At 64.2% G+C, this 15,634-nt stretch carries 13 protein-coding genes and 4 tRNA genes; 2 read left to right on the top strand and 15 right to left on the bottom strand.

From position 1 onward, the window contains the following. Positions 1–5: 5 nt before the first annotated feature. From asd to leuC, 5 genes are all read right to left on the bottom strand, one after another. The gene (asd, locus tag MF6396_RS03380) at positions 6–1,118 is read right to left on the bottom strand and encodes an aspartate-semialdehyde dehydrogenase (RefSeq protein WP_043862850.1); all 1,113 of its coding nucleotides are present in this window, start codon (positions 1,116–1,118) and stop codon (positions 6–8) included. A 64-nt stretch (positions 1,119–1,182) separates the two neighbouring features. Next, the gene (gene leuB, locus MF6396_RS03385) at positions 1,183–2,265 is read right to left on the bottom strand and encodes a 3-isopropylmalate dehydrogenase (protein WP_043862851.1); all 1,083 of its coding nucleotides are present in this window, start codon (positions 2,263–2,265) and stop codon (positions 1,183–1,185) included. Positions 2,266–2,320: 55 nt separating this feature from the next. After that, on the bottom strand, positions 2,321–3,088 hold the full coding sequence (locus MF6396_RS03390; protein WP_043862852.1) for a class I SAM-dependent methyltransferase: 768 nt from the start codon (positions 3,086–3,088) through the stop codon (positions 2,321–2,323). Between the two features lie 44 nt (positions 3,089–3,132). After that, positions 3,133–3,777 carry a 3-isopropylmalate dehydratase small subunit gene (gene leuD / locus MF6396_RS03395; RefSeq protein ID WP_043862853.1) on the bottom strand — a complete coding sequence of 215 codons (645 nt, stop codon included), beginning with the start codon at positions 3,775–3,777 and terminating at the stop codon, positions 3,133–3,135. Further along, positions 3,774–5,207: a 3-isopropylmalate dehydratase large subunit gene (gene leuC, locus MF6396_RS03400; protein WP_078479729.1), complete on the bottom strand. Its 1,434-nt coding sequence runs from the start codon at positions 5,205–5,207 to the stop codon at positions 3,774–3,776. The genes leuD and leuC overlap by 4 nt, the downstream gene beginning before the upstream one ends. A gap of 142 nt (positions 5,208–5,349) precedes the next feature. Here leuC and MF6396_RS03405 point away from each other — a divergent pair, with 142 nt between their 5' ends. Together MF6396_RS03405 and MF6396_RS03410 are read left to right on the top strand one after the other, a co-directional pair. Then, complete coding sequence (locus MF6396_RS03405) at positions 5,350–6,228, top strand: LysR family transcriptional regulator (RefSeq protein ID WP_043862855.1); 879 nt, start codon at positions 5,350–5,352, stop codon at positions 6,226–6,228. Between the two features lie 62 nt (positions 6,229–6,290). Beyond that, positions 6,291–9,587 (top strand): PAS domain S-box protein, encoded by a 3,297-nt coding sequence (locus MF6396_RS03410; protein ID WP_043862856.1) that lies wholly within the window; start codon positions 6,291–6,293, stop codon positions 9,585–9,587. Positions 9,588–9,697: 110 nt separating this feature from the next. Here MF6396_RS03410 and MF6396_RS03415 read toward each other — a convergent pair whose 3' ends face one another. From MF6396_RS03415 to gltX, 10 genes are all read right to left on the bottom strand, one after another. Further along, on the bottom strand, positions 9,698–10,141 hold the full coding sequence (locus tag MF6396_RS03415) for an Hsp20 family protein (RefSeq protein ID WP_043862857.1): 444 nt from the start codon (positions 10,139–10,141) through the stop codon (positions 9,698–9,700). 115 nt (positions 10,142–10,256) lie between these two features. Continuing rightward, positions 10,257–11,216 (bottom strand): tRNA dihydrouridine synthase, encoded by a 960-nt coding sequence (locus MF6396_RS03420; RefSeq protein ID WP_054916655.1) that lies wholly within the window; start codon positions 11,214–11,216, stop codon positions 10,257–10,259. A 49-nt stretch (positions 11,217–11,265) separates the two neighbouring features. Then, positions 11,266–11,703, bottom strand: a complete 438-nt coding sequence (locus tag MF6396_RS03425; protein WP_043862859.1) for an acyl-CoA thioesterase — start codon at positions 11,701–11,703, stop codon at positions 11,266–11,268. A 44-nt stretch (positions 11,704–11,747) separates the two neighbouring features. Then, complete coding sequence (locus MF6396_RS03430; RefSeq protein ID WP_043862860.1) at positions 11,748–12,581, bottom strand: alpha/beta fold hydrolase; 834 nt, start codon at positions 12,579–12,581, stop codon at positions 11,748–11,750. 14 nt (positions 12,582–12,595) lie between these two features. Further along, complete coding sequence (locus MF6396_RS03435) at positions 12,596–13,135, bottom strand: TetR/AcrR family transcriptional regulator (RefSeq protein ID WP_078479730.1); 540 nt, start codon at positions 13,133–13,135, stop codon at positions 12,596–12,598. A 161-nt stretch (positions 13,136–13,296) separates the two neighbouring features. Continuing rightward, positions 13,297–13,372, bottom strand: a tRNA-Glu gene (locus MF6396_RS03440). A gap of 44 nt (positions 13,373–13,416) precedes the next feature. Then, positions 13,417–13,492 (bottom strand) — tRNA-Ala (locus tag MF6396_RS03445). A gap of 53 nt (positions 13,493–13,545) precedes the next feature. Continuing rightward, positions 13,546–13,621, bottom strand: a tRNA-Glu gene (locus tag MF6396_RS03450). 78 nt (positions 13,622–13,699) lie between these two features. Next, positions 13,700–13,775, bottom strand: a tRNA-Ala gene (locus MF6396_RS03455). A 297-nt stretch (positions 13,776–14,072) separates the two neighbouring features. After that, a complete protein-coding gene (gltX, locus tag MF6396_RS03460; RefSeq protein WP_043862862.1) occupies positions 14,073–15,554 on the bottom strand; it encodes a glutamate--tRNA ligase in 1,482 nt (493 codons plus the stop codon). Positions 15,555–15,634: the final 80 nt, after the last annotated feature.

A 15,634-nucleotide genomic window follows, 5' to 3' on the forward strand; every position in this document is an offset into this window, starting at 1 on the left:
AGCGATCAACGCTCCAGCAGGATCCGCAGCATGCGACGAAGCGGCTCGGCCGCGCCCCACAGCAGCTGGTCGCCCACGGTGAAGGCGCCCAGGTACTGCGACCCCATGTTCAGCTTGCGCAGACGCCCTACCGGGATGTTCAGCGTGCCGGTGACGTTGGTCGGGCTCAGCTCCTGCATGCTGATCTCGCGCTGGTTCGGCACCAGCTTCACCCAGGGGTTGTGCTGGCTGATCATGCCTTCGATGTCGGCGATCGGCACGTCCTTGTTCAGCTTGATGGTCAGCGCCTGGCTGTGGCAACGCATGGCGCCGATGCGCACGCAGATGCCGTCGACCGGGATCGGGTTCTTGAAACGACCCAGGATCTTGTTGGTCTCGGCCTGGGCCTTCCACTCTTCACGGCTCTGACCGTTGGGCAGCTCCTTGTCGATCCACGGGATCAGGCTGCCGGCCAGCGGCACGCCGAAGTTCTCGGTCGGGTAGGCGTCGCTGCGCATGGCCTCGGCGACCTTGCGGTCGATGTCGAGGATGGCCGCCGCCGGGTTGGCCAGGTCATCGGCAACCGCCGCATGGGTAGCGCCCATCTGCTTGATCAGCTCGCGCATGTTCTGCGCGCCGGCGCCGGAGGCCGCCTGGTAGGTCATGGCGCTCATCCATTCGACCAGGCCGGCTTCGAACAGGCCGCCCAGGCCCATCAGCATCAGGCTGACGGTGCAGTTGCCACCGATGTAGTTCTTGGTGCCGGCGTCCAGCTGCTGGTCGATGACCTTGCGGTTGACCGGGTCCAGCACGATGACCGCGTCATCCTGCATGCGCAGGCTGGAAGCGGCATCGATCCAGTAACCCTGCCAGCCGGCTTCGCGCAGCTTGGGGAACACCTCGTTGGTGTAGTCGCCACCCTGGCAGGTCAGGATCACATCGAGGGTCTTGAGCTCTTCAATGCTGTACGCATCCTTGAGCGGAGCAATGTCCTTGCCCACGGATGGCCCCTGGCCCCCGACATTGGAGGTAGTGAAGAACACCGGCTCGATCAGATCGAAATCCTGCTCTTCGAGCATCCGCTGCATGAGCACGGAACCGACCATACCGCGCCAACCGATCAGACCTACACGTTTCATCGCAACTACACCTTCGCTAAAAGTGGGCCGCCGCCTGGAAGAAACCAGCGGCGGGCCCGAGAGATTACAGATTCCGCAGCGCTGCGACTACTGCGTCGCCCATTTCCTGCGTACCTACCTTGCTGCAGCCCGCCGACCAGATGTCGCCGGTGCGCAGGCCCTGATCCAGCACCAGGCTCACGGCCTGTTCGATGGCCTCGGCCGCCGCCTGCTGGTTGAAGCTGTAACGCAGCATCATCGATACCGACAGGATGGTCGCCAGCGGGTTGGCGATGCCTTGCCCGGCGATGTCCGGGGCCGAACCGTGGCACGGCTCGTACATGCCCTTGTTGTTGGCATCCAGTGACGCCGACGGCAGCATGCCGATGGAACCGGTGAGCATGGAAGCCTCATCCGACAGGATGTCGCCGAACATGTTGTCGGTGACCATCACGTCGAACTGCTTGGGCGCGCGCACCAGTTGCATGGCGGCGTTGTCGACGTACATGTGGCTGAGCTCGACATCCGCGTAGTCCTTGGCCACGTCCTCGACGATTTCACGCCACAGCTGGCTGGAGGCGAGCACATTGGCCTTGTCCACCGAACACAGCTTCTTGCCGCGCACGCGGGCCATGTCGAAACCGACACGGGCGATGCGGCGTATTTCGCTCTCGCTGTACGGCAGGGTGTCGTAGGCCTGGCGCTCGCCGCCTTCCAGTTCGCGGGTGCCGCGCGGCGCACCGAAGTAGATGCCGCCGGTCAGCTCGCGCACGATCAGGATATCCAGGCCGGCGACGATTTCTGGCTTGAGCGAGGACGCATCGGCCAGCTGCGGGTAGAGAATGGCCGGACGCAGGTTGGCGAACAGGCCCAGTTGCGAACGGATTTTCAGCAGGCCGCGCTCAGGGCGGATATCACGCTCGATCTTGTCCCACTTCGGCCCGCCCACCGCGCCCAGCAGCACGGCGTCGGCCTGGCGCGCACGTTCCAGGGTCTCGTCGGCCAGCGGCACGCCGTGCTTGTCGATGGCCGCGCCACCGATCACATCGTGCGCCAGGCTGAAGCCGAGCTGGAACTTGTCGTTGGCCAGTTCCAGCACCTTGACCGCCTCGGCCATGATTTCCGGGCCGATGCCATCACCTGGGAGAATCAGAATCTGCTTGCTCATGGGTTCCTCATCATTCAATTCAAGCGGTGCGCCGCACTGGCGTACCGGGGGAAACTCAGCGTTGGGCCCAGAGCACGATCACGTCGGTGCTGAAGGAGCCATCGGCTTCTATCTGGTAATGCTGGCGAACTTCGTCGCCCATCGCCTGCTGCAACTGGCGAATCGCCGCACGCATCGGCTCGGGGGTGCGCATGCGCTCCACCCACGAGGTGTATTCCAGGCGCAGGCGCTGGCGCGTGTGGCTGCGGGTGCACAGGCCGGCTTCGCTGACCTGTTGCAGCCACTCGCCGGCAGAATAATCGCGCACGTGGCTGGTGTCGCGCAGTACTTCGACGCTTTGCAGGTAGGTGTCGAGCAGCGGGCTGCCCGGCGACATGACGTCGACGAACGCGGCGACGCCGCCGGGCTTGAGCACCCGGCGCACCTCGCGCAGGGCCAGGCCCAGGTCGCTCCAGTGGTGCGCCGAGTAGCGGCTGAAGACGAAATCGAACGAGGCGTCGGCGAACGGCAGGCGCTCGGCGGCGCCACGCTCGGTGACGATGTTGTTCAAGCCACGTTCGATGGCGGCGGCGCCGACCACGTCGAGCATCTGCTGCGACAGGTCATAGGCGACCACTTCGGCCACCAGCGGGGCGACATGGAAGCTCACGTGACCGGCACCGCAGCCAAGGTCCAGCAGGCGGGCGTCGGCGTGCCCGGCAAGCTCGGCCTGCAGCAGGGCGAATTCGCTACCCTGGGCATGCACGGCGCTGCTCAGGTAGGCAGAGGCTTGTTCGCCGAACTGGCGCTGGACGACTTCGGTGTGGGCGGTGCTGCGGGTCATCATGGATCTCCTGGGGCGGCTTGGCCGGCACATCACTGCATCATTCAGGCGTCGCGAAACAACCAGGGCTGGCTAGCACGGTGCCTGGCTTCAAACGCTGCAATCGCATCGCCATCCTGCAAGGTCAGGCCGATGTCATCCAGGCCGTTGAGCAGGCAATGCTTGCGGAACGCGTCGATCTCGAAGTGGAGCACCTTGCCGTCCGGCCGCGTCACGGTCTGCGCCTGCAGGTCGATGGTCAGCTGGTAGCCCGGGTCCGCCTCAACCTGCTTGAACAGCTCGTCGACTTCCTCGTCGCCGAGGATGATCGGCAGCAAGCCGTTCTTGAAGCTGTTGTTGAAGAAGATGTCGGCGTAGCTGGGCGCAATGATGCTGCGAAAGCCGTACTCTTCCAGCGCCCAAGGCGCATGCTCGCGGCTCGAACCGCACCCGAAGTTCTCCCGCGCCAGCAACACGCTGGCCCCCTGGTAACGCGCATGGTTGAGCACGAAATCCTGGTTCAGCGGGCGCTTGCTGTTGTCCTGGTAGGGCTGCCCCACGTCCAGGTAACGCCATTCGTCGAACAGGTTCGGGCCGAACCCGGTGCGCTTGATCGACTTCAAGAACTGCTTGGGGATGATCTGGTCGGTGTCGACGTTGGCACGGTCCAACGGGGCGACCAGGCCGGTGTGCTGGGTAAAGGCTTTCATGCTGCGCTCCCTTGGATCAACTCGCGTACATCGACAAAACGACCGGTTACTGCGGCAGCCGCCGCCATTGCCGGGCTCACCAGGTGGGTACGCCCACCGGCGCCCTGGCGCCCCTCGAAGTTGCGGTTGGAGGTGGAGGCGCAATGCTCGCCACTTTCGGGGCGGTCCGGGTTCATCGCCAGGCACATCGAGCAGCCCGGCTCACGCCATTCGAAACCGGCCTCGAGGAAGATCTTGTCCAGGCCTTCCTGCTCGGCCTGCGCCTTGACCAGGCCCGAGCCCGGCACCACGATGGCCTGCTTGATGGTCGAGGCCACCTTGCGACCCTTGGCGATCACGGCCGCGGCGCGCAGGTCTTCGATGCGCGAGTTGGTGCACGAACCGATGAACACGCGGTCGAGCTGAATGTCGGTGATCGCCTGGTTGGCGTTCAGGCCCATGTACTTGAGCGCGCGTTCGATGGAACCGCGCTTGACCAGGTCGGCCTCGGCAGCCGGGTCCGGCACGCGCTGGTCGACCGCCAGCACCATCTCGGGCGAGGTGCCCCAGCTGACCTGCGGCTTGATCTGCGCCGCGTCCAGCTCGACCACGGTGTCGAACACCGCGTCGCTGTCGGACACCAGGTCTTTCCAGGCTTCGACGGCCAGGTCCCACTGCTCGCCCTTGGGCGCATACGGACGACCCTTGACGTAGGCAACGGTCTTCTCGTCGGTGGCCACCAGGCCCACCCGCGCACCGGCCTCGATGGACATGTTGCAGATGGTCATGCGACCTTCGACCGACAACTCGCGAATGGCGCTGCCGGCAAACTCGATGGCATGCCCGTTGCCGCCGGCGGTCCCGATCTTGCCGATCACGGCCAGCACGATGTCCTTGGCAGTGACGCCGAACGGCAATTGCCCTTCGACGCGCACCAGCATGTTCTTCATCTTCTTGGCCACCAGGCACTGGGTAGCGAGCACGTGCTCGACCTCGGAGGTGCCGATGCCGTGGGCCAGGGCGCCGAACGCGCCGTGGGTGGAGGTATGCGAGTCGCCGCAGACCACGGTCATGCCGGGCAAGGTGGCACCCTGCTCCGGGCCGATGACGTGGACGATGCCCTGGCGAACATCGTTCATCTTGAATTCGGTGATGCCGTATTCGTCACAGTTTTCGTCGAGGGTCTGCACCTGCAGGCGCGACACCTGGTCGGCGATGGCCTCGATGCCGCCCTTGCGCTCTGGCGTGGTGGGCACGTTGTGGTCGGGGGTGGCGATGTTGGCATCGATGCGCCAGGGTTTGCGGTTGGCCAGGCGCAGCCCCTCGAAGGCCTGCGGCGACGTCACTTCATGAATGATGTGACGGTCGATATAGATCAGCGCCGAACCGTCGTCGCGCTGCTTGACCAAGTGCGAATCCCAGAGCTTGTCGTAGAGCGTTTTGCCAGCCATCAGACTTTCCTCATCAGTCTTTCTATGCCAATAACCCCTTGGCTTGTACGGACGATGCTATGGGGTTAGATTGAATAACTCAAATTCATAGTTTTTATGCTTTGGATAACTTTCAGGAATCCAAACCCGAGGAACTCATTCCGTGGACCTGGCCAACCTTAGTGCCTTCATCGCCATCGCTGAAACCGGGAGCTTTTCCGGTGCCGGCGAGCGCCTGCACCTGACCCAGCCGGCCATCAGCAAGCGCATTGCCGGGCTGGAGCAGCAGCTGGATGTGCGCCTGTTCGACCGCCTTGGCCGCGAGGTGAGCCTGACCGAAGCCGGCCGTGCCCTGCTGCCGCGTGCCTACCAGATCCTCAACGTGCTGGACGACACCCGGCGGGCCCTGACCAACCTCACCGGCGAGGTCAGCGGTCGACTGACCCTGGCCACCAGCCATCACATCGGTCTGCACCGCCTGCCGCCGCTGTTGCGGGCGTTTACCCGTCAGTACCCGGCTGTGGCTCTGGACATCCAGTTTCTGGACTCGGAAGTGGCCTACGAGGAAATTCTGCACGGGCGCGCCGAAATCGCCGTGATCACCCTCGCCCCCGAGCCCCACAGCCTGGTGCGCGCGGTGCCGGTATGGGACGACCCGCTGGATTTCGTGGTCGCCCCCGAGCACCCGCTGGCCTGCAAGGGCGCGGTGGGCCTGGCGGACATAGCCCACCACCCGGCCGTGTTCCCCGGCGGCAACACTTTCACACACCATATTGTGCAGCGTCTGTTCGAGGCCCAGGGCCTGGTCCCCAACATCGCCATGAGCACCAACTACCTGGAAACCATCAAGATGATGGTGTCGATCGGGCTGGCCTGGAGTGTGCTGCCGCGCACAATGCTCGATGAGCAGGTTGCATCCATCGACTTGCCGGGCATACAGCTGTCGCGCCAGCTAGGCTACATTCTGCACACGGAACGAACGTTATCGAATGCGGCCAGAGCCTTCATGGCCCTGCTCGACAGTCACGCAAGCCCGGCGTAGCCCGCCCCTGCCCCGGGCGGCCCGCCACCAAGGACGTATCACCCGCCAAAGGTCTGGTACCGATGCCCAAGTCAGCCAATCGTTTTGCGCGCCTTCCCCGTATCCACGCAGCAGACCCCCAGGAGCTGGAACAGGCCTGGGAGAGTGCGCCGCAGTTGCTCGCGGCGCTCAATGGTGCGCACCTTGGCGCCTGGGTGTGGGATGTGGGCAGCGGGCGCATCAACTGGTCACGAGGCACCCAGGCACTGTTTGGCTTCGATCCGCATCAACCGCTGACCCACGACATCGACTACCTCGACCTGCTGCCGGAAGAGGACCGCGCACGCATGCGCCAGGCCTTTCATGCAGTGCTCAACGGCGAGCCGGTGGACCAGGCCCTGCGCCATCGCATCCGCTGGCCGGACGGCAGCCTGCACTGGCTGGAAGTGAACGGCAGCCTGGCCACCAACCGAGACGGGCGCCTGCAGATGATCGGGGTGGTGCGCGAGATCACCCGCCAGCGCGAACGCGAAACCGCACTGATCAACTCCGAAAAGCGCTTTGCCACGCTTTTTCACCTGAGCCCGAACGTGGTGCTGCTGACCCGGCGCGCCGACGGGCTGATCCATGAGGTCAACCAGCACTTCGAGAACATTCTTGGCTGGCCCGGCGCCCAGGTGATCGGGCGTACCACGCTGGAACTGGGCCTGTGGGCCAACCCCAGGCAGCGTGACCAGGTGCTGGAGGCCACCAGCGGCAACAACGGCCCGGTGACCCTGGAAGTGCAGTTTCGCGCCAGCAGCGGGCAGGTCCACGATGGCATCCTCAGCACCCAGGCCATCGAACTCGAAGGTGTCACCTACCTGCTCAGCACCTTCGTCGACACCAGCGAGCGCAAGCGTGCCGAACAGGCCCTCAAGGACAGCCAGGAGCGCCTGGACCTGGCACTGGACTCTGCCCAGCTGGGTACCTGGGACTGGCACATCCCCAGCGGCATGCTGTACGGCTCGGCCCGCGCGGCACAACTGCACGGCCTGGCGCCGGTGCCGTTCCACGAGTCGTTCGAGGCGTTTTTCGAAGGCGTGCCCGAGCTTGAGCGCAGCGGCATGCGCCAGGCCTATCGCAGCCTGCGCGAAGGCCCCGCGGGCAACTACCAGATCACCTACCGCATCCAGCTGGAAAACGGCGCCTCACGCTACCTGGAGAGCCGCGCACGGCTGTACCGTGACGACCAGGGCAACCCGCTGCGCATGGCCGGCACCCTGCTGGACATCACCGAACAGGTTGAACGCGAACAGCGCCTGACCAGCTCGGAGGAAAAGTTCGCCAGCCTGTTCCAGGTCAGCCCCGACCCCATCTGCGTCACCCGCCAGGACACCGGCCAGTTCATCGAGATCAACCAGGCGTTCACCCAGACCTTCGGCTGGTGCGCCGACCAGGTACTGGGTCGTACCGCCGAACAACTGGGGCTGTGGGCCGAATCGGCCGCCCGCGCACGACGCATCGAGCAGGTGATTCGCGACCAGGCGTTGAACAATGTCGCGGTGGTGGTCAATCACAAGGATGGCCAGCCCCTGACCTGTGTGATTTCCAGCCGCCTGATCAAGGTCGACAACCAGCCCTGCAGCGTCACCACCCTGCGCGACATCACCCAGCAGCAACGCGGCGAAGCCGCACTCAAGGCCAGTGAGGAGAAGTTCGCCAAGGCCTTCCACTCCAGCCCCGACGCCATCACCATCACCGAGCGCGACAGTGGCTGCTACCTGGAGGTGAACGACGGCTTCTGCCGGCTCACCGGCTACAGCGCCGACGAGGTGATCGGCCAGAGCATGGCTCAGATCGGGTTGTGGGCCGACGACAAGCAGCAGACCCTGCTGTTCGGTGAAATGCGTGAGCGCGGGCGGGTGCACCACCGCGAAATGCTGGGGCGCAACAAACGCGGCGAAATCCTCACCGTGGAGGTGTCGATGGAGCCGATCACCCTCAACGAGACAGACTGCCTGCTACTGACTGCCCGCGACGTCAGCCAGCTCAAGAATGCCCAGGCGCAGATCCGTCACCTGGCCTACCACGACCCGCTGACCAACCTGCCCAACCGCGCCCTGCTGATGGATCGCCTGAGCCAGCAGATCGCCCTGCTCAAACGCCAGAACCTGCGCGGCGCCCTGCTGTTCCTCGACCTCGACCACTTCAAGCACATCAACGACTCGCTGGGCCACCCGGTGGGCGATACGGTGCTCAAGATCATCACAGCCCGGCTTGAAGCCAGCGTGCGCCTGGAGGACACCGTGGCGCGCCTGGGGGGTGACGAGTTCGTGGTGCTGCTGAGCGGCCTGGAAGGCAGCCGCGAAGAGGTCACCGACAAGGTTCGCCAACTGGCCGACACCTTGCGCGAGCTGCTGGCCGAGCCGATGTCGCTGGACGGCCAGCGCCTGCAGGTAACCCCCAGCATCGGCGTGGCGCTGATCCCCGACCACGGCACCACGCCGGCCGACCTGCTCAAGCGCGCCGACATTGCGCTGTACCGCGCCAAGGATTCGGGTCGCAACACCACGCAACTGTTCCACACCACCATGCAGAAGGCCGCCAGTGAACGCCTGCGCATGGAGAGCGACCTGCGCATGGCCCTGGCCAGGGGCGAACTGGCGCTGCACTTCCAGCCCCAGGTGGATGCCCGTGACAACCGCATCGTCGGGGCCGAGGTGCTGCTGCGCTGGCACCATCCGCTGTTGGGCCAGCAGCCGCCCAGCCAGTTCATCCAGGTGCTGGAGGAAAGCGGGCTGATCCTGGAGGTGGGCAGTTGGATACTCGACGAAGCCTGTGACGCCTGCTCGCGCATGCTGCAGGACGGGCTGATCGATCCGATGGATTTTAGCCTGTGCGTGAACATCAGCCCGCGCCAGTTCCGCCAGAACGATTTCGTCGAGCGGGTGCGGCGCAGCCTGGACGACTACCGCCTGCCCTACCAGATGCTCAAGCTGGAGATCACCGAGGGCATCGTGATCCAGAACCTGGAGGACACCATCAGCAAGATGCGCGAGCTGAAGGCGTTCGGGGTGAGCTTTGCGATGGATGACTTCGGCACCGGCTACTCGTCGCTCACCTACCTCAAGCGCTTGCCGGTGGATGCGCTGAAGATCGATCAATCGTTCGTGCGCGATGCACCGCTGGACCCCAATGATGCAGAGATCGTCAAGGCCATCGTGGCCATGGCCAGAAGCCTGGACCTGGCAGTGATTGCCGAAGGGGTGGAGCTGTCGGAGCAACTGGAGTTTCTGGAGCGGCTGGGGTGCCATCTGTACCAGGGGTACCTGCACAGCCGGCCATTGCCGCTGAACGAGTTCAGGGCGATGCTGCTGCAGGCACCGGCGGACTACTGACACACAGCAGCACGGCAGTTGCCAGCAAGGCTGGCCCCTGCAGTGAAGAGCCGCGCGAACCGGGCACAAAAAAGGGCACCCGAAGGTGCCCTCTTTCACTCAGCCCACACTCAGTTCAGCGCAGGTTTCTCGCCGTTGATCGGGATGCGCTTGGCCTTGGCTTCTTCAGGCACAACACGCAGCAGATCGACACTGAGCAGACCGTTGGCCAGGCCCGCCGACTTCACTTCGATGTGGTCAGCCAGGCGGAAGGACAACTTGAAGGCCCGCTGGGCGATGCCCTGGTGCAGGTAGGTGACGCTTTCACCACTGCTGTCACGCTTGCCGCCACTGACGGTCAGAACGCCTTTTTCCACTTGCAGGTCGAGGTCCTCTTCCTGGAAGCCAGCTGCAGCAACGACGATTCGGTAGTGGTCTTCGCCATGTTTTTCAACATTGTAGGGTGGGTAGGTGCTACCCGACTCGCTACGTGCCGCGGATTCGAACAGGTCGTTGAAACGGTCGAAGCCAACGGATTGACGGAACAGTGGAGCCAGAGAAAATGCGGTAGTCATGGTACATCTCCTGAAATATCAGCGAGTTGGTGATTGCGCGACCCGACTTCGGCATCGCGTACTCCCTAGATAAGGACCCGCCCTAACATTTCAAGCATCGACCACAAAAATTTTTTCAGGCCGCCTCGCTGACCGGAATACCCAGCAGCCGCGCCACGCGATCACAGTCGGTCTCGCGGCGCAGTTCGGTAAACAGTGCCGTGGCTTCGGGGTAGGTACGGGTCAGCATCGCCACCCACTGCTTCAGTCGCCCCGGTGCCTGACGCTCGGTCATCTGTTCCCGGGCCTGCACCCAGAAGTCCTGCAGCAGCGGTTGCAGTGCCTGCCAGTCCAGCGGCACGAACTCGATGCCCTGGCGCTCGGCGGCAATCTGCCGGGCCAGGTCCGGACGCGACACCAGGCCGCGACCGAGCATGATGTCCTCCACGCCGCTGACCTCGCGGCAGCGGCGCCAGTCTTCCAGCGTCCACACCTCGCCGTTGGCGAACACCGGCACCTTCACCACCTCCTGCACCCGCGCCACGTACTCCCAGTGCGCCGGCGGCTTGTAGCCGTCGACCTTGGTGCGTGCGTGCACCACCAACTGGTCGGCACCGCCTTCGGCCAGGGCGCGGGCGCAGTCCAGCGCACCGTCCGGGCTGTCGAAGCCCAGGCGCATCTTGGCGGTGACCGGGATATGCGCAGGCACAGCCCGGCGCACTTCGCGCAGGATGGCATGCAGCAGCTCGGGCTCCTTGAGCAGCACCGCGCCGCCGCGGGACTTGTTCACGGTCTTGGCCGGGCAACCGAAATTGAGGTCGATGACGGGGGCCCCCAGCTCGCAGGCCAGCACCGCGTTATCGGCCAGGCATGCCGGGTCGGAGCCCAGCAACTGCACACGCAAAGGCACGCCGGCGGCGGTTTGCGCACCGCGGCCAAGCTCCGGGGCCAGCTTCTCGTACACATGCGCCGGCAGCAACCGGTCGCACACGCGAATGAACTCGGTGACACACCAGTCGATGCCGCCCACCTGGGTCAGTACGTCGCGAAGGATGTTGTCGACCAGCCCCTCCATGGGGGCCAGGGCAATTTGCATGGCGTGGGTCTCGCGCGAAAAAGGCCGGCAGTCTAGCAAAAACCGTGGCTTATCGGGCTCCGGCCATCGCGGCGCCGTAGCCCTCGATGAATTCTGCCGGCATGCGCCTGGGCTTGCCGGTGGACAGCTCGATGCACACGAAGGTGGTCTGCGCCCGCAGCAAGGTGGTGCCATCGCTTGGTCGCACCAGCTGGAAGTGACGGGTCATCTTCAGGCGCTGGTCCCAGTCGACGATCCAGGTGGCCAACTGCAGGATGTCGTCCTCATAGGCGCTGGCCAGGTAGTCGATCTCGTGACGCACCACGGCCATGGCGCGGTCCAGGCGCCGGTACTCGGCCAGGTCCAGCCCCAGGCGCTGGGAATGACGCCAGGCGCAGCGCTCGAGCCAGGTGACGTACACCGCGTTGTTGGCGTGCCCCAGGCCGTCGATATCCTCGGCACCGACCTGCAGGTCGATGGTAAATGGCGTTGCCCGATCCCAGCTCATGCCCGCTCCCGATCTGTAGTGAACGGGCAGAGTGTAACGGATGCTCAGGCCGATTGGCGCACTGGCCGGGCACTGCGTTGCAGCAGCGCAAGCACGCCGTCGACCAGTTGCGGGTCGGACAGCACACGCATATGCCCGCCCTGGGGCAACAGCAGCAGCTGGCTGTCGAACCACGCCTGATGAATCAGCCGCGCCTCGCTGACGGCGACCAGCGGGTCGTCCTCGGCATGCACGATGAAACCGGGCAGTTCCAGCTGGTAGACGGCCACGTCCAGGCGCGAGATCGGCACCCCGACCTCTCGCTCCACCTGGCGAATGAAGGCTGCCCGCGCCCGCGCCGGCAACCCCAGGTGCCGCGCCATGCCGCGCAGCACCTCGAGCAGGCGCGCCGGCGCGGCGATGCTCACCGCCACCTCGGTACGCAGCCCCCACTGCAGGGCCAGCAGCGTACTGGCACCGCCCATGGAATGGCCGATCACCCCGTGCAATGGGCCCAGCTCGCCGGCCGCCTCGAGCAAGGCGTGGGCGAACGACACCACGTTGGCCTTGTTTCCACGCGAGCGGCCGTGGGCCGGCCCTTCGAGCGCCACCGCACAATAGCCGGCGGCCACCAGGGCCTCGATCAGATGGGCGAACTGGGTGGGGCGCCCCTCCCAGCCGTGCATCAGCAGCACCGTGGGGCCTTGCCCCCAGCGCAGCGCACTCAGGCCAAAGCGCAGGGTAATGCGCTCGGCACGCGCCAGCAGCGGCAGTTCCCAGTCGCGTGGCGGCAAGGTGCGCGGGCTCATGAAGGCCTGGCGCATCTGCCCGGCCACCCGATTGGGTGCCAGGCGTCCAACAGTGGCGTTGATACCACGAATCCAGCTCAGGCTGTTCATCACGTCGCTCCAGATCAGATCACCGCGGACTTGGCGGCACGCAACACACGGTCGGACAATTCGCTGGTACCCAGCGCTCGCGCCAGGGCCAGGCCGCCGACCATCAGGGCCAGGTCGGCCAGCACTTTGTCGGCGTCTTCGGGGGTGTCGGCCAGGTTGGCCATCATCAACTCGATATGCTCGGTCAGCACCGCGCGAAAGGTCGCCGGCAACTGATTGATCTCGCCCAGAGAGCTGGGCAGCGGGCAGCCGCTGTCGACGGCATCGCGGTGTTTGCGCGACAGGTAGAAGGCCGCCACCAGGGCACGACGCGCCTCCCCGTCCAGCGACGCGTCGACCTGTGCCAGCAAGGCCCGGCGCTCGCCAAGCAACTGGCAAAAGGCTTCGAGCATCAGCGCATCCTTGTTCTCGAAATGCGCATAGAACCCACCCACGGTGAGCCCCGCAGCGCCCATCACCTGCTGCACACTGGGGTCGGCCGGGCCGTTAAGGATCAGCGCACTGCGCGCCGCATCCAAAATGCGCTGGCGGGTCTGGGCTTTTTTGTCGTGCATGGCAGGCCTCCAAATATTATGGAGCTAATATTATGCTCATAATATTTATTGGCAAGCACTTTCTCCTGCGGCCCAAGGGCGAAAGAGATTTTTTCGAGGGAAAAAACAAAAGGCTCATTCAATAATCGAATGAGCCTTGAAATCCCGCAGAGCGGGTAAAATGGCGTCCCCTAGGGGACTCGAACCCCTGTTACCGCCGTGAAAGGGCGGTGTCCTAGGCCACTAGACGAAGGGGACTTGTAACCTTCGTGCAGGCTCGTTTTCACGAACCCTGGCAAAATTGGTGGAGCTAAGCGGGATCGAACCGCTGACCTCCTGCATGCCATGCAGGCGCTCTCCCAGCTGAGCTATAGCCCCAGATTTCTAGCCTCGCGGCCCAGCGATGTCTTGCAACATCACTTGTGTAAAACTGGCGTCCCCTAGGGGACTCGAACCCCTGTTACCGCCGTGAAAGGGCGGTGTCCTAGGCCACTAGACGAAGGGGACGAACCTTCTTACCACACAACCCGGCTGCTGGAACCCGATTGAACCCTGAGTTGTATGACCAACTCCGGATAGGGAATTTGGTGGAGCTAAGCGGGATCGAACCGCTGACCTCCTGCATGCCATGCAGGCGCTCTCCCAGCTGAGCTATAGCCCCACAATGTCGCTTTGAACTGAATCGCTTGGCTGGGTGCTTCGCGCTTCGTTTCGTTCATCGCTGTGGACGGGGCGCATATTAAGATCGGATTGAAGACCTGTCAAATAAATTTTCAACAAAATCCAAAAGAAATTTCCGAGATAACAAACACTTACCGGCCTGGGTCAGGAGAGCCCCCGCAAACTCGGGGGTCTCGCCCTTGCAGGAGCCGGCCTTGCCGGCGAAACAGGCGCTGCGCAATACCGGGTACCGCAGCGCTTTGTTCGCCGGCAAGGCCGGCTCCTACGGGAAAAATGCTCAGGCAATGGTGCCCAACAGCTTTTCCCATTCCTTGTTTTCTTTCTTCGACACACCACCCAGCAGGTCCAGCGCCTGGCGCAGGCGGTAGCGGGTCAGGTCCGGCCCGAGGATCTCCATGGCATCGAGCACCGACACCGAGCTGGCCTGGCCGGAAATCGCGGCGAACATCAGCGGCATCGCGTCACGCAGCTTGAGCTCCAGCGCCTCGACCACCGCCTGGATGCAGCCGGTGATGCGATCCTTCTCCCACTGGCGCAGCCCCTCGAGCTTCCACAGGATCAGCTGGATCACCTGGCGTACCTGGTCGGCCGACAGTTTCTTGTGCTCGAACAGCTTGGCGTCGAGCTTGAGCGCACCTTCGAAGAAGAACCCACCCAGCGGCGCAATCTGGCTGAAGGTCTCTACCCTGCCCTGCACGTGCGGCGCGATCTTCATCATGTAGTCGCTGTTGAACGCCCATTTCTGCACGCGCGCGGCAAACTCTGCGACAGGCAGCTCACGCAGCCACTGGCCGTTGAGCCACGACAGCTTCTCGATGTCGAAGATCGGGCCGCCCAGCGACACACGCGACAGGTCGAAGTGCTCGACCATTTCGGCCAGCGAGAACTTCTCGCGCTCGTCCGGCATCGACCAACCCATGCGGCCCAGGTAGTTGAGCATGGCTTCAGGCATGAAGCCCATGCGCTCGTAGAAGGTCACCGAGGTCGGGTTCTTGCGCTTGGACAGCTTGCTCTTGTCGGGGTTGCGCAGCAGCGGCATGTAGCACAGGGTTGGCTGCTCCCAGCCGAAGTACTCGTACAGCTTGATCAGCTTGGGCGCCGAAGGCAGCCACTCTTCGCCACGCAATACGTGGGTGATGCCCATCAGGTGGTCATCGACCACGTTGGCCAGGAAGTAGGTCGGCAGGCCATCGGTCTTCATCAGTACCTGCATGTCCATGCGGTCCCACGGAATCTCGACGTCGCCGCGCAGCATGTCCGGTACCACGCACACGCCTTCGGTCGGAACTTTCATGCGGATCACATGGGGCTCGCCGGCGGCCAGGCGACGCTGCACTTCTTCAGGCGAGAGCAGCAAGGCGCGCCCGTCATAGCGCGGGGTTTCGCCGCGGGCCATCTGCTCGGCACGCATCTGGTCCAGTTCTTCGGCAGTGCAGAAGCACGGGAAGGCATGGCCCAGATCGACCAGTTGCTGGGCGTACTGCTTGTAGATCTCGCCGCGTTCGCTCTGGCGGTACGGGCCGTGCGGGCCGCCGACATCCGGGCCTTCGCTCCATTCGATACCCAGCCAGCGCAGGGCATCGAAGATCTGCTGCTCGGATTCGCGGGTGGAGCGCAGCTGATCGGTATCTTCGATACGCAGGATGAATTCGCCACCGTGCTGCTTGGCGAAGCAGTAGTTGAACAGGGCGATGTAGGCGGTGCCGACATGGGGATCGCCAGTCGGCGAAGGCGCGATACGCGTGCGAACGGTGGTCATGAGAGTCTCGAACAAGAGGTGAAACAAAGGCTGGATGTTAACAGCACGGGGCCACCCGGCTCCAGCAATGGGCACGATCG

It is taken from the genome of Pseudomonas sp. MF6396 (assembly GCF_002018915.1).
In the GTDB taxonomy this organism is placed as follows: domain Bacteria; phylum Pseudomonadota; class Gammaproteobacteria; order Pseudomonadales; family Pseudomonadaceae; genus Aquipseudomonas; species Aquipseudomonas palmensis.

What these genes read in the sequence shown, in the direction of transcription:
- asd (WP_043862850.1), bottom strand. Translation starts at nt 1,118, where the DNA reads ATGAAACGTGTAGGTCTGATCGGTTGGCGCGGTATGGTCGGTTCCGTG.
- leuB (WP_043862851.1), bottom strand. Translation starts at nt 2,265, where the DNA reads ATGAGCAAGCAGATTCTGATTCTCCCAGGTGATGGCATCGGCCCGGAA.
- MF6396_RS03390 (WP_043862852.1), bottom strand. Translation starts at nt 3,088, where the DNA reads ATGACCCGCAGCACCGCCCACACCGAAGTCGTCCAGCGCCAGTTCGGC.
- leuD (WP_043862853.1), bottom strand. Translation starts at nt 3,777, where the DNA reads ATGAAAGCCTTTACCCAGCACACCGGCCTGGTCGCCCCGTTGGACCGT.
- leuC (WP_078479729.1), bottom strand. Translation starts at nt 5,207, where the DNA reads ATGGCTGGCAAAACGCTCTACGACAAGCTCTGGGATTCGCACTTGGTC.
- MF6396_RS03410 (WP_043862856.1), top strand. Translation starts at nt 6,291, where the DNA reads ATGCCCAAGTCAGCCAATCGTTTTGCGCGCCTTCCCCGTATCCACGCA.
- MF6396_RS03415 (WP_043862857.1), bottom strand. Translation starts at nt 10,141, where the DNA reads ATGACTACCGCATTTTCTCTGGCTCCACTGTTCCGTCAATCCGTTGGC.
- MF6396_RS03420 (WP_054916655.1), bottom strand. Translation starts at nt 11,216, where the DNA reads ATGCAAATTGCCCTGGCCCCCATGGAGGGGCTGGTCGACAACATCCTT.
- MF6396_RS03425 (WP_043862859.1), bottom strand. Translation starts at nt 11,703, where the DNA reads ATGAGCTGGGATCGGGCAACGCCATTTACCATCGACCTGCAGGTCGGT.
- MF6396_RS03430 (WP_043862860.1), bottom strand. Translation starts at nt 12,581, where the DNA reads ATGAACAGCCTGAGCTGGATTCGTGGTATCAACGCCACTGTTGGACGC.
- MF6396_RS03435 (WP_078479730.1), bottom strand. Translation starts at nt 13,135, where the DNA reads ATGCACGACAAAAAAGCCCAGACCCGCCAGCGCATTTTGGATGCGGCG.
- gltX (WP_043862862.1), bottom strand. Translation starts at nt 15,554, where the DNA reads ATGACCACCGTTCGCACGCGTATCGCGCCTTCGCCGACTGGCGATCCC.